Origin of the sequence: Acidovorax sp. 62, from assembly GCF_002754495.1 — a bacterium.
Lineage (GTDB): Bacteria > Pseudomonadota > Gammaproteobacteria > Burkholderiales > Burkholderiaceae_C > Acidovorax.
In genome coordinates, this window is record NZ_PEFJ01000001.1 from 588,254 (window position 1) to 613,746 (window position 25,493).

The following is a 25,493-nucleotide window of genomic DNA, read 5'->3' on the forward strand; positions in this document are numbered from 1 at the left end:
ACCCCTTGTACTGCCTGCGGCGGAACGCCTAGCCAGGGCCGCTTCGCTGAGTTTTGTGGGTCGCTCTTAGCCCGGTCGGGCAATCGTGGCTGCACTGGGCTGTTGCCCATGGCCCATGACCCATGCTGCACCGCGCTTGGTATCGCGTCCTGCCAAGGGCGCTGCGAGATCGCAAGCAGGCTCCAAGGCGCCCGTCAAAAAGTGCTGCGAGCCTGCGCGATGCCGCTATGCTTGCCCACCATGAAAAATCGAGACGATGAAACCACTGCGGCCTTGGCCGCACTGGCACAGCAAGACGTAGCCCGCGCACTGGCCGAAGATGTAGGCGCTGGCGACCTCACCGCCGGCCTGATTGACCCCGCTCGCCGCGCCCGTGCGCGCATCCTGGCGCGCGAAGACGCCGTGATCTGCGGCGCCCCCTGGGCCGAAGCCGCCCTGCGCGCGCTGGACCCCACGGTGCAGATCACCTGGCATGTGGTCGAGGGCCAGCGCTGCATGCCCGACCAGGTGGTGCTGGAGCTGGAAGGCAACGCCCGTGCGCTGCTGAGCGCCGAGCGCACCGCGCTGAATTTTCTGCAACTGCTGTCGGCCGTGGCCACCAAAACGCGCACCTATGTGGATGGGGTGGCGGGCACCCGCGCCCACATCGTGGACACGCGCAAGACGATTCCCGGCCTGCGGCTGGCGCAAAAGTACGCCGTGCGCGTGGGCGGCGGCACCAACCACCGCATTGGCCTGCACGACGCCGTGCTCATCAAAGAGAACCACATTGCCGCCGCCGGTGGCGTGACGGCGGTGCTGAAAGCGGCGCAGGCGGTGGCCGCGCAGGCCAGCTTTATCGAGATTGAAGTGGAAACGCTGGAGCAACTGGCCGAAGCGCTGGACGCGGGCGCCAAGATGGTGCTGCTGGACAACATGCCGCTGCCCATGCTGCGCGAGGCGGTGCGCATCAATGCTGCGCACGCGGGCGGTGGTGCCATCCTTGAAATCTCCGGTGGCGTGACGCTGGCAGGCCTGCGCGAGCTGGCCGAGACGGGCGTGGACCGCATCTCGATTGGCACGCTGACCAAGGATGTGAAGGCCACCGATTTTTCGATGCGCCTACAGGACATTCAGTGAACACCCCCCTGAGCTGCTGCGCAGCTTCCCCCCTCTCCTGCGGGAGGGGGAACGACGCCAGCACGGCGGGGCGGCCCTTGTGCGGCGTCTGCTGGCCTCGTGCGTGCCCGTTTGAGGGGCGGCTACCACTCGGCAACGCAATGGAACCATGCCATGACCACAGTGATTGATATTGAATACGAGCAACCCGACGAAGCGGTTGCCGGTGCTGTCTGCTCCACCAAGCACGCCTGGGCGCGCGTGCCGCCCGAGCCATCGCAGGCCGAGCGTGCCGCGCTGAAAGACAAGATCCGCCGCCTGCTCAAGGAAAAGAACGCGGTCATGGTGTCGCACTACTACGTGCACCCGGACTTGCAGGACCTGGCTGAGGAAACCGGCGGCTTGGTCAGCGACTCGCTGGAGATGGCCCGCTTTGGCCGGGACCACGCCGCACAGACGCTGGTGGTGAGCGGTGTGCGCTTCATGGGCGAGACGGCCAAGATTTTGAGCCCGGAAAAGACCGTGCTCATGCCCGATCTGGACGCCACCTGCTCGCTCGATTTGGGTTGCCCCATCGACGAGTTCAGCGCGTTTTGCGATCGGCACCCCGACCGCACCGTGGTGGTGTACGCCAATACCAGCGCGGCCGTGAAGGCACGGGCCGACTGGCTGGTGACATCGAGCTGCGCGCTGGAGATCGTGAGCGCCCTCAAGGCCGCAGGCCAGAAGATTTTGTGGGCGCCAGACCGCCACCTGGGCGCCTACATCCAACGCGAAACGGGCGCGGACATGGTGTTCTGGAACGGTGCCTGCATCGTGCACGACGAGTTCAAGGCACTGGAGCTGGAGCTGCTCAAGCAGCAGCACCCACATGCCAAGGTGCTGGTGCACCCCGAAAGCCCCGCCGACGTGGTGGCCCTGGCCGATGCCGTGGGCTCCACCAGCGCGATCCTCAAGGCCGCGCGCGAGATGGAGGCCACCGAGTTCATCGTGGCCACCGACAACGGCATGATGCACAAGCTGCGCACGCTCAACCCCGGCAAAACCTTCTACGAAGCCCCCACCGCGGGCAACAGCGCCACCTGCAAGAGCTGCGCGCATTGCCCGTGGATGGCGATGAATGGCCTGGCCGATGTGGCCCGCGTGCTGGAGACGGGGGCCAACGCCGTGCACGTAGAGCCCGCGCTCATCCCCCGCGCACGCCAGCCGATTGACCGCATGCTGGCCTTCACCGCCGCGCTTAAAAATGGGCAGCCCACGGCGGGCCTGGTGCCGCACCTGGGCGTTGCTTAATATTTGCTATTAAAAATGTAGCTGCCAGCGCTTGTGAATCAAGCGCTGGCAGTGCTTTTTACTCAAAGAATTGGCTCATGCCGCCGCCGAAGGTGTTTGCGCCTCCATCCGGTAGCCCAGCCCGCGCACGGTGTGGATCAGCGCGGTGGCGTGGCCGTCGTCGATCTTGCTGCGAAGGCGGCGGATGTACACGTCCACCACGTTGGTCAGTGGGTCTTCGCTGTGGCCCCACACGCTGGCCAGGATGCGTTCGCGGCTGAACAGGCGGCCCGGGGCGCTCATCAGCAGCTCCAGCAGCGCCAGCTCGCGGGCCGTCAGCGTCAGGGCTTGGCTGGCACGCGTGGCCTTCATACTTTCGCGGTCCAGCACCAGGTCGTCTACTTGCAGGCGGCTGGCGCGGCCCGGCTGCAAGGGGCGGGCGCGGCGGGCCAGGGCTTCCAGGCGGGCCAGCAGTTCTTCAAATTCAAAGGGCTTGCACAGGTAGTCGTCCGCACCCATGCGCAGCCCGGCCACGCGGTCTTCCAGCGTGCTCAGCGCCGTCAGCATCAGGATGGGCAGCGCCACACCTGCGGCGCGCAGGGTTTGGCAAATCTCCATGCCGTTCATGCCGGGCAGCATCAAGTCCAGCACCAGCACGGTGGGCGCGTCGCTGGGCTGGGCAGTGCGGGCGGCCTCTTGCGCCAGCCCCAGCCCCTCCACGCCGTGGGCCGCGCGCTGCACGCTGTGCCCTTCGGCCCGCAGGCCGCGCATCAAAAAGTCTGCGATCCGGGGATCGTCTTCCACCAAAAGGATGTTCATGCCATGACTGGGGTGGGGCTCGCGTTCCGTGGGGTGTCTGTCTCGGCGCCATGCCACAGCGGCAGCCGCAGCACGGCGCAGGTGCCGCCATCGGTGCTGCTTTTGGTGCTTGGGGGCCAGGGGCTGTGCAGCTGCAGCGCGCCGCCATGGGCCTGTGCCAGGGCGCGGGCAATGGGCAGGCCCAGGCCGCTGCCGCTGGCACGGTGCTGGCGCGCTGCGCTGCCCCTGAAATGCCGCTCAAACACCTGGGGCTGCTCGGCCGCCGGGATGCCAATGCCCTCGTCACGCACCTGCAACTCGGCCCAGCCGTCTTTTGCCAGCAGACGCCAGGATGCGGTGCCCCCCGGGTGCGAGTAGCGGATGGCGTTGTCCAGCAACAGCAGCACCAACTGCGTCAGGCGCTGGGCATCGCCAAACACGGTGAGGGTGTCGGGCAGGGCGCCCTCTGCCTGCAGGCGCACGCCCTGCTCGGCCGCCAGGGCCGTGGCCAGCCCCAGGGCGTCCAGCACCGGCTGCTGCAACGCCACGGGCTCGCGGGCCACGCTGAAGGTCTCCATGTCGGTGCGGGCCATGGCCAGCAGGTCGTCAATCACTTTGCCTTGCTGGCGTGAGATGTCGACGATGCGGGCCAGGGCCTCGCGGTATTCGGTGGCGGGGCGCTTGCCGCCGCGCAGGGTCACTTCGGCCTCGCCACGGATCGCGGTGGTGGGCGTGCGCAGTTCGTGGCTGATGTCGGCCAGCAGCTGGCGCCGCCGCACGTCGGTGCGCTGCAGCGATTCGTTGGCCTGGTGCAGGTCGGCGGTGCGCTCACGCACGGTGGCTTCCAGCACCTGGCGCTGCTGCTGCTCGCGCTGGCGGTGGCGCTCCAGCTCGTCGGCCATGGCGTTCATGCTGCGCGCGGCATCGGCAAACTCGTTGCGGCCCGGCAGGTTGATGCGGTGGTGCAGCTGCCCTTGCTGCAGGGCCCGTGCGCCGTCTGCCAGCGCATACAGCGGGCGGCGCAAGGCGCGCCCAAAGTACAGCGTGGCCGCCAAGGCACCCAGCGCCAGGGCCAGGGCGGTGCCAATCCACAGCGCCCGCATGCGGGCCAAAGAGGCATCGGCAGCGGCGCGCTCTCGCTGCATGGCGGCCCGTTCGCGTGCAATGCTCTGCGCCACCAGTTCGCGCAGGTCGCGCCCTTCGGACTGCTCGAACACCGCCGTCAGCGCGTTCCACACGGCGCTGGCCTGCACCTCGGGCGTGAGGGGCTGCATCTCGCGCACCGCTGCGCCCAGCTGGGCCACGCTGTGGGTCAGCACGCGCAGGGCGTCCAGGCGGGCCGCGTGTTCTTCTGGCGCCTCCTCGGCAAGACCCATGGTTTCGGCATCGCGCGCCAGCGCCACCAGCGACTGCAGTTGCGCCTGCATGCGCTCGACCAGGGTGTCGCGCTCGGAAGGGGCGCCGCCCGCGCCAATCTGGTGCTGCGTGGCCCAGGCACGCAAGCGTTGCTTGGTGGAGGACAGCTCGACAAAGCGCTGCAGGGTGTCGCTGGCCACACGGCCCCGCACCACCTGCCGCTCGGCCTCGCGCACCGCCACCACTGCGGCCAGGCCTTGCAGCGTGACGGCGGCGGCCAGCAGGATGAGGACAAAGCTGAGTCGGCGGCGGAACATGGCGGCATTGTCGCTGCACAGTCAGCGCAGATGCCCCTGTTCATCTGGCGTTAATGTGGGGATCAGGCGCCGTTCATGTGGCGTCCATCGGTGCTTCATGCCAGCGTTTTCCAATGCAGAGCTGTGGTTGCACACCCTGTGCTTCCACCGCCAAACCACCCTCCACTTGTGAAGGAAATCCTGAAATGAAAGCACGCCACCTCGCACCCCTTGTTTCCCTCGTTCTCGCCGGGCTCAGCACCCTGGGCCATGCCACCGTGGTGAACCGGGCCATCACCGAATCCGAAGTCACCGCCGCGCAGGCGGCCTGGTGCCAGGCACTGGTGGAGATCAGCGCTGCCCACGACAAGGGCGGACAGCCCGCCGCCAAGGCCTTGGCTGAAAAAGTCATCGACGCCGCGTACGGCTACCAGCTGGGGGCCGTGCTGTTCAAGCCCACCCTGGCGGCCGCGCCGCAAACTTTCCGCACCACCCGTGCGGGCGCGCTGGCCTACTTTGTGGGGGGCGACAGCAACTTCCCCAAGGACACGGGCTTTGCCCTCAAGGGCTGGACGCGCTGCGAAGCCACGAATGCCGCTGTGTTTGTCGCGGGTGACTCTGCCTCCAGCATGGGCAACGTGGTGATGACCGGCAAGGACGGCAAGGTGACGACCGTGGACAAAACCTGGTCGTATGTGAAGGACGACGCGGGCAAGCTGCGCATCGTGGTCCACCACTCCTCCTTGCCCTACAGCGGCCAATGAGGGTGAGGGGATGAGGGCTTGATGGAGGGCGTGAAGCCCCTTGCCGGGCCGAGATGAAGGCAATGTCGCAAGGCGGGTGGTCAAGGGGTTGCGCAGCAGGGGTGGGCGCAATGTGGCTATCCTTGCCACCTTTGCCTTGGCGCAGGTAGCTGGCAACGTGGGGCCGCAAGGCCCGGCATGCTGGCTGGTTTGCTATGAAAATAATAGCTTCTTGCGCTTGATTGGATTGCCCTAGGGGCCTGTTTGACTCTTTATGTCCTGCATCGACTTCACCCAGCCCCTGCTGCCTGACGCGCCGCGCCTGCGCTGCCAGTTTGGCGTGCCACGCCAGGTGCTGCGCGCCGACGCGCCCACCCAGGTGCGTGCGGTGCTGGACGCTGTGCACGCCGCCGCACGGCAGGGATCATGGTGCGTGGGCTATGTGCGCTACGAAGCGGCTGCCGCGTTCGATGCCGCCTTGCAGACCCATGCGGCCGATGGCCCCCTGGCCTGGTTTGCCGTGTACGACCACGCCGAGCCCTGGGCTGCGGACGCGCCGCCCCCCGGCGTAACCGGCGATGCCCCCAGCGTGGATTGGCAGGCAGGCATGGCGCGCCAGGATTTTGATGCCGCCATTGCCCGCATCCAGCAGGCCATTGGCAATGGCGAGCTGTACCAGGTGAACTACACCGCGCCGCTGCAGGGCATGCTGCACGGGCATGCGGCAGACCTGTTTGCCGCCCTGCACCGCGCCCAGCCACAGGGCTACGCGGCCTGCATCGACGCGGGGCTTGAGCAGGTGCTGTCCGTGTCGCCTGAGCTGTTTTTTGACTGGCAGGAAGGGCTGGACAGCCCGGCAGGAGAGGGTCCCTTGCTGGCCCGCCCCATGAAGGGCACGGCCCCGCGCGGCGCCACCCCAGAGCAAGACGCAGCCCATGCCGAACACCTGCGCACCGCCCCCAAGGAGCGGGCCGAGAACGTCATGATCGTGGACCTGCTGCGCAACGACGTATCGCGTGTGGCCTTGCCCCACAGCGTGCGGGTGCCTGCGCTGTTTGCCACCCAGGCGTTGCCTACGGTGTGGCAGATGACCTCGGACGTGGTGGCCCGCACGCGCCCCGGCACCACGCTGGCCGATGTGTTTGCGGCCTTGTTTCCCTGTGGCTCCGTCACCGGTGCGCCCAAGGTGCGGGCCATGCAGATGATCCATGCGCTGGAGGCCGGGCCGCGTGGCGTGTATTGCGGCGCGGTGGGCGTGGTGCGGCCTGCGGGCCCGGCCACTGACCGCGCAGCGGGCCCAGGCCTTGTCCAGGGCTTGCACCCGGTGGCGGCCACCTTCAATGTGCCCATCCGCACCGTGGTGCTGCGCACGCAGGGGCCGGGCAGCGCACCGCAGGCGGTGTGTGGCATTGGCAGTGGCATCACCTCGGGGGCCGAGGCTGAGGCCGAGTGGAACGAGTGGCGCCATAAGCGCGCCTTTGTGGAAAGGGCGAGCATGCCGTTTGAGATTCTGGAAACCCTGGCGCTGGACGCTGGGCAATTGCGCCACGTGGGCGAGCACCTGGCCCGCATGGCCGGGGCGGCGCAGCATTTTGGCTTTGCCTGGGATGCTGCCCGTGTGCAGCAATGCCTGCAGGCCCTGGCCGCGCAGCACCCCGAGGGGCTGTGGCGCGTGCGCTTGCTGCTCAACGCCACGGGCCAGCCGCGTGCCGAGGCCTTCGCCACGCAGCCCACCGCCGTGCCCGTGCTGCTGCAACTGGCTGGGCAGCCGTTGGCCGAGGCGCACAGCGAGTTCACCCGCTTCAAAACCACGCGCCGCACCCACTACGACGCCTTCACACCCGACGCGGCCACGCAGCCTGGGGTGTTTGACACCCTGCTCTACAACGGAGCAGGCGAGATCACCGAATGCACACGCGGCAACATCGCCGCGCTGCTGCCCGACGGCCGCTGGGTGACCCCGCCCCTGGCCAGCGGCCTGCTGCCCGGCGTGGGCCGCGCCGTGGCCCTGCGTGAAGGCCGCGTGGTCGAGGCCGTGCTGCGCGTGAGCGACGTGCCCCAGGTGCGCGAATGGGCCTTTGTGAACAGCCTGCGGGGCTGGCTGGCGGCGCGGGTGGTGCCCTCGTCGGTGTAGCAAGTTGGCTTGTCAATGGCCGCCAAACAGTGCCATTGTGAACACTCTGTGTCTGGCACGCGTGCGCGCTCTGTCAGGGCTGTTGAGCGGCCGGTGCGCGAGCTTTTTGCTCTGCAAAAGTTCTTGGTTTTTGGTACGTAGTTTTGCACTCGCTCACAGCGCTGGGCAGGCGCATCATCACGTTCCGCAGGTGCTTGGGCATTTGCCTGCACCGCGCCCTGTCCAGAGTTTCACGTTGTGGTCACTCTCCTTTTTTCATGCTTTGGGCATTTGTCGGGCCGGTGGTGGGGAGAGGACTTGCTGTCTTTGTCTGTTCAAACAATGAAACACTCCAAATGGATTCGACAAGTGGCGTTGGCGTCGGTGGCCCTGTGTGCCACCATGGCCTACGCACACGATGAACACGCTCACTGGGCCTACAAGGGCCATGGCAGCCCCAACCACTGGGGCGAGCTGGACACCTCTTTTGAGACTTGCGCGCGCGGTGGTACGCAAAGCCCGATTGACATCCGCAACCCTGTCAAAGCCGACCTGCCTGCGCTGAGTTTTCAATACGCAGCAGGCGCCCCCGTGCTGGTCAACAACGGCCACACCGTGCAGGTGAATGTGCCTGCGGGCAGCACGCTGACGGTGGGGGACCAGGCTTTGGAATTGGTCCAGTTCCACTTTCACACGCCGAGCGAAGAGGCTGTTGCGGGCAAGCATGCGGCCATGGTCGCGCACTTTGTGCACAAGGACGCCGATGGCAAGTTGGGTGTGGTGGCGGTGCTGCTGCAGCCTGGCAAGGCCAACGCGGCTTGGGCGCCTGTCTTTGCGCACCTGCCCCGCCCCGGCGAGCAAGTGCAGGTCGAGGGCTTGTCGCTGGACCTGTCTGCGCTGCTGCCTGCCGCCAAGGGGTACTACAGCTTTGAAGGCTCGCTGACCACCCCGCCTTGCTCTGAAGGGGTGAAGTGGATGGTGTTGAAGGAACCTGTGAAGGTGAGTCCGCAGCAGATCAAGGCGTTCCGCCAGCTTTACAACGCCAATGCGCGGCCGCTGCAGCCCCTCAATGGGCGCGTGGTCAAAGAGAGTCTTTAAGCGGAGGCTTGCCCCGGCCGCAAGTGCTGGCGTGCCATGGCCAAAAACGCCATGGCCGCTGGGCTCAGCGGCTGTTTGGCCAGGCGGATGGCGACCACCGGAAACTCCAGCACCGGCCGCACGATGGGCACGGCGCGCAGATCGGGCGGCATGAGGCGCGCCACATAGCGCGGCAGCAGCGCCACCCCGGCGCCCGCCTGGATCATGCCAAAGGCCGTGGTCAGCATCGAGACATGGTGCACCACCTGCGGGTACACATTGGCCACAGCGCTCAGCTCGCGGCTGATGGCGCGCCACACCACGGCATCGGGGTTCACATGCACCAGGGGCAGGCCATCCAGGTCGCGCCCCTGCACGCTGGCGCGCTGGGCCAGGGGGTGGTCGTGCCGCAAAAACAGCGCCATGCGCTCGCTGAACAGGCGCTCGGTGGCCAGCTCTGAATGCGTCTGCCCGATGTCTGAGCCCAGCGCCAAGTCCGCCTCGCGTGAGAGCACTTGCGCCACCATCTGCGCAGCATTGCTGTCGTGCAGCGTGGCCACCAGTTGGGGGTGTGCCTTCGAAAAGCGCGCCAGCAGCGCGGGCAGCAGCGCCCCGGCCGTGAGGTGCCCCACGGCCACCACCACCCGGCCCTCCTGCAGCTGTGCCTGTGAGCGACAGGCGTGCACCGATTCGTCGATCATGCGTAGCGCGCGCTGGGCCGTGTCGGCCATCATCTGCCCGGCATCGGTGAGCCGAATGCGCCGCCCGCGCACCACCAGCGGCTGGCCCAGCTGCTGCTCCATGCGCTTGATGAGGTGGCTGACGGCGGGCTGCGTCAGCTGCAACGCGTCGGCCGCCAGCGTGAAGCTGCCCGTCTGCGCAATGGCGGCCAGGGCGCGGAACTGCTGCAAAGAGACTTCATCGGCAGGGGCGGCAGAGGGTTTCATGGCGTTATGTATGACATGACGTCATAGCGAAATAACTTTGATTATCTGTTTTGATGGATGGCCAGCGCCTACATTGGGGGCGTTGAAGGCGCCTTCTTTTCGTTGTTTCCGCTCCCCCCTCTTGCAAGGAATCGATCCATGATCCGTCGCCACCACTTTCTGCGCGGCTTGGCCGCCGCCCTGGCGCTGGGCGCCACCGTGCCTGCAGCGCTGGCCCAGGCCAGCAAACCCATCCGCCTGATCGTGCCCTTCCCGGCGGGCGGTGCCACCGACCTGTTTGCGCGCACCCTGTCACAGAAGATGGGCGAAAAGCTGGGCACCTCCATCGTGGTGGACAACAAGCCCGGTGCGGGCGGAAGCCTCGGGTCAGACCTGGCGGCCAAGGCTCCGGCCGATGGCCTCACGCTGCTGTTGGCCACCACCAGCACGCATTCGATTGGCCCCGCCATGGGCGGCAAGCTGCCCTACGACACCGTGCGCGACTTCACACCGATTGCCCATGTGGGCAACGCGCCCAGCATCATGCTGGTGCCCAACAGTTCGCCCGCCAAGACGGTCAAAGAGTGGATCGAGTACGCCAAAAAGAACCCCGGCAAGCTCAACTACGCCTCCAGCGGCAATGGCACCATCGTGCAGCTGACGGCCGAGCTCTTCAAGGCGCAGGCGGGCCTGTATGTGACGCACATCCCCTACAAGGGCACGGCGCTGGCGATTCCAGACCTGGTGAGCGGCCAGCTTGATGTGCTGTTTGATTCATTGCCCACTGGCATGCCCCACGTGCGCGATGGCCGCCTGCGTGCACTGGGCGTCACCACGCTCAAGCGCAGCCCGCTGGCGCCCGACTTGCCGCCCATTGCCGACACGCTGCCCGGCTACGAGTCGAACACCTGGTTCGGCCTGTACGGCCCCAAGGGCTTGGGTGCTGACATCGTGACCCGGGTGAACACCGCCGCCAACCAGGCGCTGAACGACCCCGAGGTGCGCAACAAGCTCACCACGCTGGGCATTGAGCCCGTGACGAGCACGCCCACCCAGTTCAGCAAGATGGTGGCGGACGACCTGGCCAAGTGGAAGAAGATCATCAGCGAACGCAAGATCGTCAACGAATAAGAACCCTGTTCAAGCACCTTATCCATTTCAAAAAATCGCCAGGAGACCGCATGCAGTTCAACTACCACAACCCTTACCTCTCCACCCGCATCCCGGTGTTTGCGCGCAATGTGGTGTCCACCTCGCACCCGCTGGCCGCGCAAGCCGGTTTGCGCATCCTGCAGCAGGGCGGCAATGCGGTGGACGCCGCTGTGGCCACCGCCGCCGTGATGACGCTGGTGGAGCCGGTGAGCAATGGCTTGGGCAGCGATGCGTTCTGCATTTTGTGGGATGGGCAGCAACTGCACGGCCTCAATGCCTCGGGCCGCGCGCCGCAGGCCTGGACGCCCGAATATTTCAAGGCCAAGTACGGCGCAGATGCCACCACGCCGCCCATGCGCGGCATCGATTCGGTGACCATCCCCGGCGCGGTGCGTGGCTGGGTGGCTTTGAGCCAGCGCTTTGGCAAGCTGCCGTTTGCCGACCTGATGGCGCCTGCGATTGAAGTGGCCGAGCGCGGCTACCTGGTGCCGCCCGTGGTGCAACAAAAGTGGGCGGCTGCCACCCCCGTGCTGCAGGGCATGGCGGGCTTTGCCGACACCTTCTTGCCCTGGGGCCGCGCGCCTGAGGTGGGGGAGCTGTTCCGCTTCCCCGCCGCAGCGCGTGCACTCAAGGCCATAGCCGCCACCAACGGCGATGCGTTGTATGAGGGCGAAATCGCCGAGGCCCTGGCGGCCTTTGCCAAAGAGCAGGGCGGTGCCCTGACGGTGAAAGACCTCGCCAGCTACCAGCCCGAGTGGGTCAAGCCCCTGGCCCGCGACTACCGGGGCTACACGCTGCACGAGATTCCGCCCAACGGCCAAGGCATTGCTGCGCTGATTGCGCTGGGCATTCTGGAGAAGTTCGACATGGCCAGCCTGCCGGTGGATTCGGTGGCCTCGCAGCATCTGCAGATCGAGGCCATGAAGCTCGCGTTTGCCGACGTGTACCGCTATGTGTCCGAGCCATCGACCATGGAGGTGACGCCCGAGCAGATGCTCGATGACGCCTACCTGGCATCGCGCGCCCGCATGATCGACCTGGGCCGTGCACAAGACTTCAAGGCGGGCAACCCGGTCAAGGGCGGCACCATCTACCTCACGGCGGCCGATGAGAACGGCATGATGGTCAGCTTCATCCAGAGCAACTACATGGGCTTTGGCTCGGGCTGCGTGGAGCCCACCTACGGCATCAGCCTGCAAAACCGGGGCCATGGCTTCAGCCTGGACGCTGCCAGCCCGAACGTGGTGGCGCCCGGCAAGCGGCCGTTCCACACCATCATCCCGGCCTTCCTGACCAAGGATGGCCAGCCCGTGATGAGCTACGGCGTGATGGGCGGCAACATGCAGCCGCAAGGCCACATGCAAACGCTGGTGCGCATGCTGGACTACCGCCAGAACCTGCAGGCCGCCTGCGATGCGCCGCGCTGGCGCTTCAACAAGGGCCTGAACATCAATGTGGAAGCGGCCATGAACGCGGCCACCGTGCAGGGCCTGCAAGACCTGGGGCACGAGATCGATGTGATCAACGACTCGTACCAGGACTTTGGCGCGGGCCAGTTCATCTGGCGTGCGGGCAACCCGGCTGTAGAAGGCTACGTGGCAGCGAGCGACCCGCGCCGCGACGGGTTGGCTGCGGGGTATTGAGGGGCAGGGCGGGCTCTTTTCCCGCTTCATCCGTTTCATCCGCTTCGCCCGCTGGACTGCTGGCGTGGGGCAGGGCAGCCCCCGCAGCGGCTTTTATTCGAGCCGTGCCTTGGCGTAGGTGGCGCGGTCCATGTCGCGCACCTCCACGCTCAGCTGCACCGACATGCCCGCAGGCCGGGGGGTAACGCGCTGCAGCACCTCCAGCACACGGCTGGCCAGCTCGGTCTTGGCCTCTGGGGGGCGTCCGGTCAGCAACCGCAACTCGGCATGCACAAAGCCGCGCGATTCTGGCGCGGTGCCCATCACAAAATCGGTCACATCCACAAAGCGGATCTTGAGATCGGCCTCGACTGGAATCTGCGGATGTGCGGTGAGTGACGCGGCCAGCTCTTTCAAGGCCTGGGCCTTGGGGTAGGTGCCGAGGTTGGCGGTGGTTTCGATAACCAGATGGGGCATGTGTGTCTCGCTTTCGGTATGGAACAGAATCTAGGATGCTGGGGCAAGAAGAGAGTCCGCGTGCTCGGCCAGGGCTTGCACCAGCCGGTCGATGTCAAACGGTGTGTGGGCCGCCGACAACGCGATGCGCAGCCGCGCAGTGCCCTCTGGCACGGTGGGCGGGCGAATGGCGGGCACCCACAGGCCGCGTGATCGCAGCGCCTCCATGGCGGCCAGGGCGGCTGCATTGCTGCCAATCACCAGCGGCTGGATGGGCGTGTGCGACGGCATGAGCTGCCACGGCGTGCGCGCCAGCAGCGGGGCCAGCCCCGCGCGCAGGCGGGCGATGAGCTGCTGCAGGTGCGTGTAGCGCCAGGTCTCGGTCTGCATCACCTGCACGCTGGCCTGCAGCGCCTTGGCCAGCAGGGCGGGGGCGGCGGTGGCAAAGATGTAGCTGCGGGTTTTTTGCAGCAGCCATTCCACCAGCACCTCACTGCCCGCCACAAACGCACCGGCCACGCCTGCGGCCTTGCCCAGGGTGGCCATGTACAGGATGCGGGGCGAGGCGTTCTCGCCCGTTAGCCCAAAGTGCGCCAGCGTGCCGCGCCCTTCCTGGCCGGGTGCCCCCAGCACACCAAAGCCATGGGCGTCGTCTATGAGCAGCAGCGCGTCGTAGCGCTCACACAGCGCCAGCAGGGCCGGAATGTCGGCCACATCACCGTCCATGCTGAAGACAGCATCGGTCACCACCAGCTTGCGCTGCGCGGGGCTGCTGGCCAGGGCAGCTTCCAGTGCGGTCAGGTCGGCATGTGGGTAGCGGTGGATGGTGGCCCGCGACAGGCGCGCGCCGTCGATCAGGCAGGCGTGGTTGAGTGCATCCGAGAACAAGGCATCGCCCGCACCCACCAGCGCGGGGATGATGCCCACGTTGGTGGCATAGCCCGCGTAAAAGTACAGCGCACGCGGCAGGCCCACAAAGCGGGCCAGGTCATGCTCGAGCAGCGCATTGGCCGTGCTGTGCCCGCTGACCAGGGGCGAGCCGCCCGAGCCCAAGCCGTAGGCGTGGGCGGCCTCGCACGCGGCAGTGGCCAGCGCGGGGTGGCTGGCCAGGCCCAGGTAATCGTTGCTGCAAAAGGCCAGCATGGGCTGGCCGTCGATTTGCAGCATGGCGCCGCCCGCCGGGGCCACGGTGCGGCGCACGCGCAGCAGGTGCCCGTCCTTCAGGTCCGCGATGCGGCCGGGCAGCTCGTCCAGCCAGGATGCCGTCGGTGAAGTGGCTGGGAGGGCAGGGGTGGTGGCAGAGGTGTTCATCGGGTCCAATCTGCGGGCAGTTGAAAGTGGGCTGCCAGGCTGTGGGCGGTGTGTTCGCCCCAGGGGATGTCGGCCAACGGCGGGGCGCCCAGGCGCTGCTGCAGCCAGGCAATGTTCTCCTCGGGCGCCAGCATGTCTGGGTCCACCCGGTTGGCCACCCAGCCTGCCAGCGTCAGCCCGCGTGCGGCAATGGCCTCGGCCGTCAGCAGGGCGTGGTTGAGGCAGCCCAGTCGCAGGCCTACGACAAGCACCATGGGCAGATTCAGCGCCACGGCCAGGTCGGCCCCGGTCTCGGTTGGCGACAGCGGCACATGAAAGCCACCGGCCCCTTCAACCACCACCGCATCGGCTTGCAGGGACAGTGCCTGGTAGGCCTGCGCGATGGCCGCGATGTCGATCTGCACCCCTGCGCGTGCGGCGGCAATGTGGGGTGACAGGGGATCGGGCAGCAGCACCGGTGTGTCCAGCTCAGGGGGCACGGCGATGGTGGACGCCGCCCGCAGGGCGATGCTGTCCTCGCTGGCCCAGCCCTCGCCCCAGGGCACCACGCCTGCAGCCACGGGCTTCATGCCCACCACGCGGCGGTGGTGCTGTGCCATGGCCTGCAGCAACGCGCAGGAGACATGGGTTTTGCCCACGCCCGTGTCGGTGCCCACCACAAAGCAGGCGGTCATGCGGGATCCTGTGCCAGGGTGGCGTGCAGGGCATGGAGCGCGCCTGTGGCCAGGCACTGCACGGCTTCGTCGTCCAGTACATAGGGCGGCATGGCATACAGGGTGTGGCCTGTGCCGTTGGAGATGGGCCGCAGCAACAGCCCCTGCGCCAGTGCGTGCTGGTGGTAGCGGCGGGCAAAGTCGGGCAGCGTGGTGTCCACGTCCCACGCCCAGATCATGCCCAGGCGCCGGGCGTGGCGCACACGGGGGTGGTGGGTGAGGGGCGCGCAGGCCGCGTCGATACGCTGTGCCAGGGCGGCGTTGGCGGTCAGCGTGTCCAGTTGCTCAAACAGCTCCAGCGTGGCCACCGCGGCGCGGCATGCCAACGGGTTGCCGGTGTACGAGTGCGAGTGCAAAAAGCCACGGGCCACGCTGTCGTCGTAGAACGCTGCGTACACCGCATCGGTGGTGAGCACGGCCGACAGCGGCAGCGTGCCGCCGGTGATGCCTTTGGACAGGCAAATGAAATCAGGCTGGATGCCCGCCTGCTGGTGGGCAAACATCGTGCCGGTGCGGCCAAAGCCCACCGCGATTTCGTCCACCACCAGGTGCACCTCGTAGCGGCTGCACAGGGCTCGGGCCAGGCGCAGGTACTCGGCATCGTGCATCGCCATGCCTGCGGCGCATTGCATCAGGGGCTCGACGATCAGGGCGGCGGTGTCGGCATGGTGCTCTTGCAGCCAGTGCTCCAGCGCGGCGGCGGCGCGGCGGGCCACGTCTGCGGCGGTCTCGCCCGGCTGGGCCTGGCGGGCGTCGGGGCTGGGCACGGTGGCGGCCAGGCGCACCAGCGGGGCGTAGGCCTCGCGAAACAGCGGGATGTCCGTGACGGCCAGGGCGCCCACGGTTTCACCGTGGTAGCCCCCTGCCAGGCCGATGAAGCGGCTCTTGCCGGGGCGGCCGCAGTTGCGCCAGTAGTGCGCACTCATCTTCAGCGCGATTTCGGTGGCCGATGCGCCGTCGCTACCGTAGAACGCATGGCCCAGGCCGGTGAGGGCGCCCAGGCGCTCGGACAGCTCCACCACCGGCGCATGCGTGAAGCCCGCCAGCATGACGTGGTCGAGCTTGTCGAGCTGATCGGTCAGCGCGGCCTTGATGTGCGGGTGGCTGTGCCCGAACAGGTTGACCCACCACGAGCTGATGCCGTCCAGGTAGCGTTGGCCGTCCTCGGCATGCAGCCAGGGCCCTTGGGCCCGGGCGATGGCAATGGGGGGCTGCGCCTCATGGCGCTTCATTTGCGTGCAGGGGTGCCACACGTGGGCCAGGCTGCGTTCGGCGAGGGAGGCAAGGGGCATGGTCATGGCGTGCAGGCTGGGTCAGGCGCTGGGTGCCTGGGGCAGGTCCAGCGTGCACGCGTCGCCCACGGCATCGCGCCACACGCGCACCTGGCTGGGGTGCAGGTCGGCCACGGCACGGGCGATGAAAAGGCACAGGTGCTCTAGCGTGGGCACGCCCAGGCCAGGCACTTCGTCCAGAAAGTGGTGGTCGAGCTGTTCGCGCACTTCGGCCAGGCGCGCGCGCAGATGGCCCAGGTCTTGCACCATGCCGGTGGCAGGGTCGAGTGGGCCGGTCAGGGCCACTTCGGCGTGGTAGGTGTGGCCGTGGATGCGGCGGCTGCCCTCGGCCTCGATCTCACGGCGCAGGGTGTGCGCGGCATCGAAGAAAAAGCGTTGGCGAATGGTCAGTTGCATGGCAAAAAAGGGGGCAGAGGCCGGTTCAACGGGAGCAGGAAGGTGGGAGTCCGCAATGGCGTCGGATCAACGAATCCCGGTCAGCTTGTGGGTTTGCAGGCTCAGGCGCCAGGCGGGGTGGCGCATGCAGGTGTCTATGCACAGGGCGGTGTTTTGGCGTTGCAGGGGCCCGTCCATGGGCTGCAGGTAGCGGTGGGCAAAGTCGGTGTCTTGCTCCAGCGTTGGCAGGTCGAACCCGGGTTGAGGCCACACCAGTTTCAGCTCTTGCCCGCTGCGCTGCACAAAGGGGGCGCCTGCCTTGGGGCTGATGCACAGCCAGTCGATGCCTTCGGGGGCCTTCACGGTGCCGTTGCTTTCGACGGCGATGCGGAACTGCTGCGCGTGCAGCGCGTCGATGAGTGCGGTATCGACCTGCAGCAGGGGCTCGCCACCGGTCAGTACCACCAAGCGGTGGCCTGCGCCCACGGGCCATTGCGCGGCGATGGTTTGCGCCAGCAGCGCAGCCGTCTCAAACTTGCCACCCAGCGTGCCGTCGGTGCCCACAAAGTCGGTGTCGCAGAACTGGCAGATGGCCTGCGCGCGGTCCTGCTCACGGCCCGTCCAGAGGTTGCAGCCCGCAAAGCGGCAGAACACTGCGGGCGCGCCCGCCTGGCCGCCTTCGCCTTGCAAGGTGTAAAAAATTTCTTTGACGCTGTAGGTCATCGGGCCACCGGAGGGACTAAGAGGGTGGGGGCAGCGGGGGCAGCCATGTCGGGGTAGTCGCGGCTGTAGTGCAGGCCTCGGCTTTCGCGGCGCAGCTGGGCGCTCTTCACGATCAGGTCGGCCACCTGCACCAGGTTGCGCAGCTCCAGCAAATCGCGCGTGATGTGGAAGTGCGCGTAGAACTCCTGGATCTCGCCCTGCAACATGGCAATGCGGTGGGCGGCGCGCTCCAGCCGCTTGTTGGTGCGCACGATGCCCACGTAGTCCCACATGAAGCGGCGCAGCTCGTCCCAGTTGTGGGAGATGACGACGGACTCATCCGCATCGGTCACGCGGCTGTCGTCCCAGGCGGGCACGGCAGGCAGCGTGGAGGTGGGGGCGGCGGCAATGGCCTGGGCGGCCGCACGCGCAAACACCATGCATTCGAGCAGCGAGTTGCTGGCCAGGCGGTTGGCGCCGTGCAGGCCGGTGCAGGCCACTTCGCCCACGGCGTACAGGCCGGGCAGGTCGGTGCGGCCCGCCAGGTCGGTCAGCACGCCGCCGCAGGTGAAGTGCGCGGTGGGTACCACGGGGATGGGCTCTTTGGTGATGTCGATGCCCAGCGACACGCAGTGCGCGAGGATGTTCGGAAAGTGCTCTTGCAGGAACTCCGGGCTCTGGTGCGAAATGTCGAGGTGCACGCAATCGAGCCCGTGTTTTTTCATCTCAAAGTCGATGGCTCGGGCCACCACGTCGCGCGGGGCCAGTTCGGCGCGCGGGTCGTGGTCGAGCATGAAGCGCGTACCGCCCGCCGATGGGGGCAGCAGCAGCTTGCCGCCTTCACCGCGCACGGCCTCGCTGATGAGGAAGGACTTTTCGTGCGGGTGGTACAGCCCTGTGGGGTGGAACTGGATGAACTCCATATTGGCCACGCGGCAGCCCGCGCGCCAGGCGGCGGCAATGCCATCGCCCGTGGCGGTGTCGGGGTTGGTGGTGTACAGGTACACCTTGCCCGCGCCGCCGGTGGCCAAAATAGTCTGCGGCGCGCGGAAGGTGACGACTTCGTCCGTGTCGCTGTCCAGCGCATACAGGCCCAGGCAGCGGTTGCTGGGCAAGCCCAGCTTGCGTGTGGTGATCAGGTCCACCAGCGTGTGCTGCTCAAACAGGGTGATGCCCGGTGTGCTGCGCACCACGTCGATCAGCGTGCGCTGCACGGCGGCGCCGGTGGCGTCGGTGACGTGGGCAATGCGGCGCGCGCTATGGCCGCCTTCGCGCGTGAGGTGCAGCTGGTCGCCTTCGAGCGTGAAGGGCACGCCCAGGCCGCGCAGCCAGGCGATGGATTCGGGCGCGTTCTCCACCACAAACCGTGTGGTGGCCAGGTCGCACAGGCCCGCACCGGCCACCAGCGTGTCTTCGATGTGCGCGGCAAAGCTGTCGTCATCGGCCAGCACGGCGGCAATACCGCCCTGGGCCCAGGCGCTGGAGCCGTCTTGCAGCGTGCGCTTGGTGATGACCGCCACGCGGTGTGTGGGTGCCAGGTGCAGGGCTGCCGAGAGACCGGCGAGGCCGCTGCCTACGATGAGAACGTCAAAGTCGTGGGATGCCATAGAAGGTGTCAGTTGCCGTTGAAACTGGCGCTGCGCCATGCCGGGGCCACCGTGGAGCTGGCTTTGCCAGACCACCGGTGGCATCCCCCTCCCGCGCTGCGAGAGAGGGGGAAGCGGCGTAGCCGCTCAGGGGGTGTCATACGGGGGTGTAAGCAAGGCGCACGTAAATGGGCGCAAACGCTTCGGCCTGCGTGATCTCGATCAGCGTCTCTTTGGCCAGCTCCAGCAGGGCGATGAACGTGACCACCAGCACGGTGCTGCCTTTTGCGGGCTCGAAGAGCTCTTCAAACTCCACAAAGCGGCGGCCTTGCAGGGTCTTGAGCACCATGCTCATGTATTCGCGCACGCTCAGTTCTTCGCGGGTGATCTTGTGGTGCTGCACGAGCTTGGCGCGTTTCAGAATGTCGCGCCAGGCGTCTTGCAGCTCCACCACGTGCACATCGGGAAAGCGCGGTTGCAGGCTTTGCTCGATGTAGACCTGGGCCTTGAGGAAGTCGCGGCCGTACTGCGGCAGCTGCCCCAGGCGGGCAGCGGCCATCTTCATTTGCTCGTATTCGAGCAGGCGGCGCACCAGCTCGGCGCGCGGGTCTTCGGGCTCCTCGCCCTCGGCCTGCTTCTTGGGCGGCAGCAGCATGCGCGACTTGATCTCGATGAGCATCGCCGCCATCAGCAAATACTCGGCTGCCAGCTCCAGGTTGCGGCTGCGGATCTCGTCCACGTACACCAAATACTGCTTGGTGACCCCCACCATGGGGATGTCGAGGATGTTGAAGTTCTGCTTGCGGATCAGGTACAGCAGCAAATCCAGCGGGCCTTCAAAGGCTTCGAGGAAGACTTCGAGCGCGTCGGGCGGGATGTACAGGTCGGTGGGCAGCGCAAACAGCGGCTCGCCATACAGGCGCGCCAGCGCCACCTGGTCGATCACATTGGGCATGCCGCTGGCCGCCGTGGCTGCCAGTGCATCTGCCACGTCGGCGGCGGGCTGGGGGCTGGCGCTGCTCATGATTTGCTATGAAATGTGTAGCTGCTAGCGCTTTTTGTACAAGCGCTAGGTGCCAATTTCGTTGCAACTGCCAGCCGCAAGACGTCAGTCCGCGTTGGTCTGGTAGACGTAGGGCTTTTGGGCAACCTGGCCTTGGCGGTAGTCGCCCCACAGGGTGCGGTCGACCTGCTTGTCCCACAGCAGGGCGCGGCCTGTCTGCTGTTGCTGGTCCAGCTCGGGCTTGGTGGCCTTGAGCTGGTTGATGAACTGGGTAGCGTCGGATTGGTAATCGGGGCGGCGGAAAATGGACATGGACTGTTAACCTCTTTTGCTGGATTTTACCGGGACGACGCCATGCCATTTTTTCGACGCGCCCAAAGCGCTGCCACCGCCGCAGTCTCCGCCGCATTGACCCCCGTCTTCGCGGCCCTGGTTTTGCTGGCCACCGGCGGCTGTGATCCGCAGCGCATCAGCGAGCTGCAACCGGGCCAATCGACCGAGGCCGATGTGCGCGACCGCTTTGGCGCGCCTGAAAACGTATGGAACGAGGCCGATGGGGGCCGCACGCTGGAGTACAACCGCCAGCCTGCAGGCCAGGTCAACTACATGATCACCCTGGGGCCCGATGGCAAGGTGGCCGCTGTGCGCCAGGTGCTGACCCCCGACAACTTTGCCCGGGTGCAGCCCGGCATGCCCATGGCCGAGGTGCGCCGCCTGCTGGGCAAGCCTGCCAAGACAGCGCACTACGCCCTCAAAAATGAAACGGCAGTGGACTGGCGCTTTGCCGATGGCAGCCCTTCGCCCAAAGTGTTCACCGTGGTGCACGGCCCGGACTTGCGCGTGGTCCGCACCCAGACCGGTGACGATCTGGATGCGCCTGAGTTCAAGGGCGGTGGCAAGTAGGGCCCGGTGCGCTGTTGGATTTTGAAAATAGAAGAAAATAGGCTCTAGCGCTTTAACCATAAGCGCTAGAAGCTATTTATTTGATAGCAATTGCGGCGCTGGGCGCTGCATGCCACTGGGCAAGCTGGCGTTTGGCGCGCTGCTTGCTTGTGTTCTCGTGCTCCCGTGACAGGGGCCAATGGCGTTGGGGCTCACAAGGTCCTGGCCCTCCATTTTCAAAATCAAGAGTTTTTTCCATGTCTCCTGCTGAATCCGGCATTCCGCCCGCCCCGGGCCCCGTGGTGTCTTTGCGCCACGGCACTTACGAAGATGCGCAAGCCCTGTTCTCGGGCACCCTGTTTGTGGCCATGGCGCTCATGCTGTTCAACCAGGCCGGGTTGCTCATCGGCAGCACGGCGGGCATTGCGTTTTTGCTGCACTACGTCACCGATATTTCGTTCGGCAAGCTGTTCTTTGTGGTGAACCTGCCGTTTTACTGGTTTGCCTGGACGCGCATGGGCCGCGAGTTCACGCTCAAGACCTTCCTTTGCGTGGCGCTGCTGTCGCTGTTGACCGAGCTGTTCCCGCATGTGATGCAGGTCAGCTACATCAATCCGCTGTTTGCCTCGCTGCTGGGCGGGCTGCTGCTGGGCACGGGCTGCCTGTTCCTGGCGCGGCACCGCTCCAGCCTGGGGGGCGCCACCATCGTGTCGCTGTACATGCAAAACCGCTACGGCGTGCGCGCAGGCAAGGTGCAGTTGGCGATTGACTGCGTGGTCCTGCTGCTGGCCCTGTTTGTGGTGCCGCTGGAGCGGGTGTTCTATTCGGTGCTGGCCGCCGTGGTGATGGGCGTGTTTTTGTGGATCAGCCACCGCCCGGGGCGGTACGTGGGCGGTTGACTCCACATTGACTTCAGTGTGACGGCGGCCCTGTGGTTTTGGGTTCGCCGTGCGTCAGTATCGGTGGTGTCCGCAGCTGCAGCGCGCAACGCTGGACAAGTTGTCCAGTCCCAAGCGCAGGCTGCTCACTAGAATTCCTCGACGTTGCAGATATGCACCGACCACCACGTCGCACCACATCGGGCTGGCCCGTTGCCTGCTGAACACCATCTCTGGCCCATGACCTCTGATTTCATTCAAATCTATCCTGCCGATGCGGCCCTGCGAACTCCAGAGCGCGAGCGTCTGTATGACGACATTCTTGCGAACGTTGAATTGGGCGAGTTCAAAAAGAAAACATTTGGCCCCGCGCTGAAGCGTCTGTGCTTTGAAGGCCAGATTGAAGCCCGCGATGAGCGCATCCGCGATCCGGGTGAACTCATCAGCCGCATCAATCCGCTGGGCACGTACGTCCATGCCTACCTCTGCCTTGCATCGCCGGTGGTCAGTGAGGGGGCGTTCGCAGCCATCCTCCAGCACTACAAGCAGGCATCGGTCACCGATATGGCCATCGAACTGGTGCGCTATTTCGACGGCCCTCGGGCTCATCAGCCTGGCCCGGACCTGCATGCGCGCATTCGTTGCCTGGTGCGCGCTTTGCCGCAAGTTATCTCCGCCACGGCGTTCCAGCATCTGTGTGGCAGCATGTTTTCCAAGTTTCTCTCCCTGGCCTGCTATCGCGGTACCACCGAGAACGCCTTGGTCGTCGACTGTTGGGAGGGCGTCGAGCACTTTGTCGGTCTTGGCAAGGACATGGAGAGCATCCACAACCTGGCCACAGATTTGTTCAGCGGTCAGGCGCAGGAGCCACTCGGGTACCAGGATCACCGCGTCATCGATTTCTGCGAGCGCTACTTTCGGCGCCAGTGGGGGGCGAACCTGCTGGCTTTGCTGGACACGGTCTACCACGCCATCCCACAAGACCAGCGCCTGAGGGTTGAGCACGGTGCGATCGTGTTCACGCACCCTTTGGCAGCGAGCGCAGTGGACACCAGTGAAACGGCGGCGGTAGCGCCTGTGCCTGTGCCCGTCCCTTTGGCTCAGCCAGGTGCTGGCCTGGTCGGCACCGGTTTCTTTTGCTTGGTGAGAAGCCCGACGGCGGCGCACTCTCGTGGCGTCGAGCGCTTTCTTGGCGCGCGGCCGCAGGCCAGTGCCGCGATATCGCTGGATGTGGCAAACGAGGGGCTCCAAGCTCTCGCACCTTTCGCCCAGCCCGAGACCCTGCAGCGTGTGGATGACTCCACCCTATTGCTGGCTTGGGAGGCGGATTTTGTCCCTGAGGCCGGGCGCGCCGAGGCGGCTGCCTGCATGGCCGCCGGCTGCCGTGTGCTCGTCCCCGTGCTGTGGCTGGAGTCCGGCGAAGTACTGCATCTCCATGGATTGGGGCCGGGAGAGCCATGGCGTTTTTCCAGGGCTTGCCGCAGTAGCGATGCTCAAGACGAAGCCACAGAGGTATTCGACATTCCGGAGCTTCTGGCGCTGCTGTTGGCGCGGGTGGGGCAAGAAGACTCAGCCTGAGCAGTGATATCCGCCGGGTACTTGCCGGTCTCTTTGGGCAAGAAAAAAGGCCCTCGCAGTGAGGGCCTTTTCGTCTGTGGCAATCGTAGCGATCAGCGCACGCGCATGCCGGGCGTGGCGCCGGGCCAGGGGTTGAGCACGTAGATGCCGGGGTTGGCTTTTTCGTCGCCATGGCTGGCGGCCAGCACCATGCCTTCGCTCACGCCAAACTTCATCTTGCGCGGGGCCAGGTTGGCCACCATCACGGTGTGCTTGCCCACCAAGTCTTCGGGCTTGTAGGCGCTGGCGATGCCGCTGAACACGTTGCGCGTGCGGCCTTCGCCCACGTCCAGTGTCAGGCGCAGCAGCTTGGTCGATCCCTCCACGGCTTCGCAGTTCACGATCAGCGCAATGCGCAGGTCGATCTTGGTGAAGTCGTCGATGGTGATGGTGGGGGCAAGTTCTTCGCCGCCGGGGTGGGCACTGGCTGCTACGGTTTCTGTAGCTGCTGGCGCTTGTTCTGCTTGCGCTGGGGCCTCAAACAAGGCCTCAAGCTGCTCAGGGGTCACGCGTTGCATCAGGTGTTGGTAGGGCTGGATGGCTTGCACATTGCCCGCCACATTCCATTGCTGCATGTCCACCCCCACAAACGACTGCACTGCCTGCGCCAGGCCGGGCAGCACGGGCGAGAGGTAGCGGGTGAGTGTGGCAAAGGTGTTGATCAGCACCGAGCAGACCTGGTGCAGTGCCTCGTTGTTGGCCGCGTCCTTGGCCAGGTCCCAGGGTTTGTTCTGGTCCACGTAGGCGTTGACCTTGTCGGCCAGTTGCATGATCTCGCGCGTGGCCTTGCTGTATTCGCGCGTTTCGTACATCTGTGCGATGGCATCGCCCGCACCGCGCACCTCGGCCAGCAGGGCGGCTCCGGTGGTTCCGAAATCGCTGGTCAGCTTGCCGTCAAAGCGCTTGGTCAAAAAGCCCGCCGCACGGCTGGCAATGTTCACGTACTTTCCGATCAAATCGCTGTTCACCCGCAGCATGAAGTCTTCGGCGTTGAAGTCGATGTCTTCGTTGCGTGCCGACAGCTTGGCGGCCAGGTAGTAGCGCAGCCACTCGGCGTTCATGCCCAGGCTCAGGTACTTGAGCGGGTCCAGGCCGGTGCCGCGGCTCTTGCTCATCTTCTCGCCGTTGTTCACCGTGAGGAAGCCGTGCACGAAGACGTTGTTGGGCGTCTTGCGGCCGCTGAAGTGCAGCATGGCGGGCCAGAACAGGGTGTGGAAGGTGACGATGTCCTTGCCGATGAAGTGGTACTGCTCCATGGCCGGGTCGGCCATGTAGGCGTCGTAGCTTTCGCCGCGCTTTTCCAGCAGGTTTTTCAGCGAGGCCAGATAGCCCACGGGGGCATCCAGCCACACGTAGAAGTACTTGCCCGGCGCATCGGGGATCTCGATGCCGAAGTAGGGCGCGTCGCGGCTGATGTCCCAGTCGCCCAGGCCTTCGCTGGTGGTGCCGTCGGGGTTGGTGCGGACGGTGAACCACTCCTTGATCTTGTTGGCCACCTCGGGCTGCAGCTTGCCGTCCTGCGTCCACTTTTCCAGGAACTCGACGCAGCGTGGGTCAGAGAGCTTGAAGAAGAAATGCTCGGAGTGCTTGAGCTCGGGCTTGGCGCCCGACAGGGCCGAGAAGGGGTTGATGAGGTCGGTGGGTGCATACACCGAGCCGCAGACCTCGCAGTTGTCGCCGTACTGGTCTTTGGCGTGGCACTTGGGGCACTCGCCCTTGATGTAGCGGTCGGGCAGGAACATGTTCTTCTCGGGGTCGAAGAACTGCTCGATGGTGCGCACTTCAATGAGCGAGCCATCCGCACGGTCGCGCAGGTCGCGGTAGATCTGGCGGGCCAGCTCGTGGTTTTCGGGCGCATCGGTGCTGTGCCAGTTGTCAAAGCTGATGTGAAAACCGTCCAGGTACTGCTTGCGGCCCGCGGCGATGTCGGCCACGAACTGCTGGGGTGTCTTGCCCGCTTTTTCAGCGGCAATCATGATGGGCGCGCCGTGGGTGTCGTCCGCACCCACGAAATTCACCGCGTTGCCCTGCATTCGCTGATACCGCACCCAGATGTCGGCCTGGATGTATTCCATGATGTGGCCGATGTGGAAGTTGCCGTTGGCGTACGGCAGGGCGGTGGTAACGAAGAGTTTGCGTGCGGGTGACGACATGGGGGAACACTTTCTCAGGCGGAACCAGCGATTTTAGGCGAGTGCCAGAGCGGCTGCCGCCGATGGGGGCGC

23 protein-coding genes are annotated in these 25,493 nt (G+C 66.0%); 10 read left to right on the forward strand and 13 right to left on the reverse strand.

Annotated features, from left to right (window positions below; translation table 11 throughout):
• Positions 1–240 precede the first annotated feature (240 nt).
• Both nadC and nadA read left to right on the forward strand, forming a co-directional pair.
• The gene (gene nadC / locus CLU86_RS02660) at positions 241–1,119 is read left to right on the forward strand and encodes a carboxylating nicotinate-nucleotide diphosphorylase (protein ID WP_099740506.1); all 879 of its coding nucleotides are present in this window, start codon (positions 241–243) and stop codon (positions 1,117–1,119) included.
• Positions 1,120–1,272: 153 nt separating this feature from the next.
• Positions 1,273–2,391: a quinolinate synthase NadA gene (gene nadA / locus CLU86_RS02665; protein WP_099740507.1), complete on the forward strand. Its 1,119-nt coding sequence runs from the start codon at positions 1,273–1,275 to the stop codon at positions 2,389–2,391.
• Between the two features lie 75 nt (positions 2,392–2,466).
• On the opposite strand, the gene CLU86_RS02670 is transcribed toward nadA, so the two are convergent.
• On the reverse strand, positions 2,467–3,189 hold the full coding sequence (locus tag CLU86_RS02670; RefSeq protein ID WP_099740508.1) for a response regulator transcription factor: 723 nt from the start codon (positions 3,187–3,189) through the stop codon (positions 2,467–2,469).
• Entirely contained in the window at positions 3,186–4,841 is a 1,656-nt protein-coding gene (locus tag CLU86_RS02675) for a HAMP domain-containing sensor histidine kinase (RefSeq protein ID WP_099740509.1), read from the reverse strand. Before CLU86_RS02675 ends, CLU86_RS02670 begins: the two co-directional genes overlap by 4 nt.
• A 185-nt stretch (positions 4,842–5,026) precedes the next feature.
• Between CLU86_RS02675 and CLU86_RS02680 the strand changes: the two genes are divergently transcribed.
• The 3 genes from CLU86_RS02680 to CLU86_RS02690 all read left to right on the forward strand — a co-directional run bounded on the left by CLU86_RS02680 (position 5,027) and on the right by CLU86_RS02690 (position 8,774).
• Entirely contained in the window at positions 5,027–5,584 is a 558-nt protein-coding gene (locus CLU86_RS02680) for a hypothetical protein (protein WP_099740510.1), read from the forward strand.
• A 253-nt stretch (positions 5,585–5,837) separates the two neighbouring features.
• Entirely contained in the window at positions 5,838–7,697 is a 1,860-nt protein-coding gene (locus tag CLU86_RS02685) for a chorismate-binding protein (protein ID WP_099740511.1), read from the forward strand.
• Positions 7,698–8,018: 321 nt separating this feature from the next.
• Positions 8,019–8,774: a carbonic anhydrase gene (locus CLU86_RS02690; RefSeq protein WP_099740512.1), complete on the forward strand. Its 756-nt coding sequence runs from the start codon at positions 8,019–8,021 to the stop codon at positions 8,772–8,774.
• On the opposite strand, the gene CLU86_RS02695 is transcribed toward CLU86_RS02690, so the two are convergent.
• Entirely contained in the window at positions 8,771–9,700 is a 930-nt protein-coding gene (locus tag CLU86_RS02695; RefSeq protein ID WP_099740513.1) for a LysR family transcriptional regulator, read from the reverse strand. The two genes, CLU86_RS02690 and CLU86_RS02695, sit on opposite strands and share 4 nt — an antisense overlap.
• A gap of 138 nt (positions 9,701–9,838) precedes the next feature.
• Between CLU86_RS02695 and CLU86_RS02700 the strand changes: the two genes are divergently transcribed.
• Positions 9,839–10,810: a tripartite tricarboxylate transporter substrate binding protein gene (locus CLU86_RS02700; RefSeq protein WP_199173490.1), complete on the forward strand. Its 972-nt coding sequence runs from the start codon at positions 9,839–9,841 to the stop codon at positions 10,808–10,810.
• A 50-nt stretch (positions 10,811–10,860) separates the two neighbouring features.
• The gene (locus tag CLU86_RS02705) at positions 10,861–12,474 is read left to right on the forward strand and encodes a gamma-glutamyltransferase family protein (RefSeq protein WP_099740514.1); all 1,614 of its coding nucleotides are present in this window, start codon (positions 10,861–10,863) and stop codon (positions 12,472–12,474) included.
• A 93-nt stretch (positions 12,475–12,567) separates the two neighbouring features.
• Here the strand turns inward: CLU86_RS02705 and CLU86_RS02710 are convergent, their stop codons facing one another.
• From CLU86_RS02710 to CLU86_RS02750, 9 genes are all read right to left on the reverse strand, one after another.
• Positions 12,568–12,930 (reverse strand): 5-carboxymethyl-2-hydroxymuconate Delta-isomerase, encoded by a 363-nt coding sequence (locus CLU86_RS02710; RefSeq protein WP_099740515.1) that lies wholly within the window; start codon positions 12,928–12,930, stop codon positions 12,568–12,570.
• A 30-nt stretch (positions 12,931–12,960) separates the two neighbouring features.
• Entirely contained in the window at positions 12,961–14,220 is a 1,260-nt protein-coding gene (bioF, locus tag CLU86_RS02715) for an 8-amino-7-oxononanoate synthase (protein ID WP_099740516.1), read from the reverse strand.
• Complete coding sequence (bioD, locus tag CLU86_RS02720; RefSeq protein ID WP_099740517.1) at positions 14,217–14,894, reverse strand: dethiobiotin synthase; 678 nt, start codon at positions 14,892–14,894, stop codon at positions 14,217–14,219. The genes bioF and bioD overlap by 4 nt, the downstream gene beginning before the upstream one ends.
• Complete coding sequence (gene bioA / locus CLU86_RS02725) at positions 14,891–16,231, reverse strand: adenosylmethionine--8-amino-7-oxononanoate transaminase (RefSeq protein WP_099740518.1); 1,341 nt, start codon at positions 16,229–16,231, stop codon at positions 14,891–14,893. The genes bioD and bioA overlap by 4 nt, the downstream gene beginning before the upstream one ends.
• Before the next feature lie 15 nt (positions 16,232–16,246).
• The gene (locus CLU86_RS02730) at positions 16,247–16,621 is read right to left on the reverse strand and encodes a 6-carboxytetrahydropterin synthase (RefSeq protein WP_066783393.1); all 375 of its coding nucleotides are present in this window, start codon (positions 16,619–16,621) and stop codon (positions 16,247–16,249) included.
• Positions 16,622–16,687: 66 nt separating this feature from the next.
• Positions 16,688–17,323, reverse strand: a complete 636-nt coding sequence (queE, locus tag CLU86_RS02735; RefSeq protein ID WP_099740519.1) for a 7-carboxy-7-deazaguanine synthase — start codon at positions 17,321–17,323, stop codon at positions 16,688–16,690.
• A complete protein-coding gene (gene nadB, locus CLU86_RS02740) occupies positions 17,320–18,909 on the reverse strand; it encodes an L-aspartate oxidase (RefSeq protein WP_099743234.1) in 1,590 nt (529 codons plus the stop codon). The genes queE and nadB overlap by 4 nt, the downstream gene beginning before the upstream one ends.
• 136 nt (positions 18,910–19,045) lie before the next feature.
• The gene (locus CLU86_RS02745) at positions 19,046–19,912 is read right to left on the reverse strand and encodes a ScpA family protein (RefSeq protein WP_369803800.1); all 867 of its coding nucleotides are present in this window, start codon (positions 19,910–19,912) and stop codon (positions 19,046–19,048) included.
• 84 nt (positions 19,913–19,996) lie between these two features.
• Positions 19,997–20,203 (reverse strand): DUF3460 family protein, encoded by a 207-nt coding sequence (locus tag CLU86_RS02750; protein ID WP_099658497.1) that lies wholly within the window; start codon positions 20,201–20,203, stop codon positions 19,997–19,999.
• Positions 20,204–20,245: 42 nt separating this feature from the next.
• On the opposite strand from CLU86_RS02750, the gene CLU86_RS02755 reads away from it, so the two are divergent.
• From CLU86_RS02755 to CLU86_RS02765, 3 genes are all read left to right on the forward strand, one after another.
• Complete coding sequence (locus tag CLU86_RS02755; RefSeq protein ID WP_199175078.1) at positions 20,246–20,794, forward strand: outer membrane protein assembly factor BamE; 549 nt, start codon at positions 20,246–20,248, stop codon at positions 20,792–20,794.
• Between the two features lie 236 nt (positions 20,795–21,030).
• Complete coding sequence (locus CLU86_RS02760; protein WP_099740520.1) at positions 21,031–21,672, forward strand: YitT family protein; 642 nt, start codon at positions 21,031–21,033, stop codon at positions 21,670–21,672.
• Between the two features lie 219 nt (positions 21,673–21,891).
• Positions 21,892–23,229, forward strand: coding sequence for a hypothetical protein (locus CLU86_RS02765; protein WP_099740521.1), 1,338 nt, complete (start codon positions 21,892–21,894; stop codon positions 23,227–23,229).
• A gap of 92 nt (positions 23,230–23,321) precedes the next feature.
• Here the strand turns inward: CLU86_RS02765 and metG are convergent, their stop codons facing one another.
• Complete coding sequence (gene metG / locus CLU86_RS02770; RefSeq protein WP_099740522.1) at positions 23,322–25,421, reverse strand: methionine--tRNA ligase; 2,100 nt, start codon at positions 25,419–25,421, stop codon at positions 23,322–23,324.
• Between the last annotated feature and the right edge of the window lie 72 nt (positions 25,422–25,493).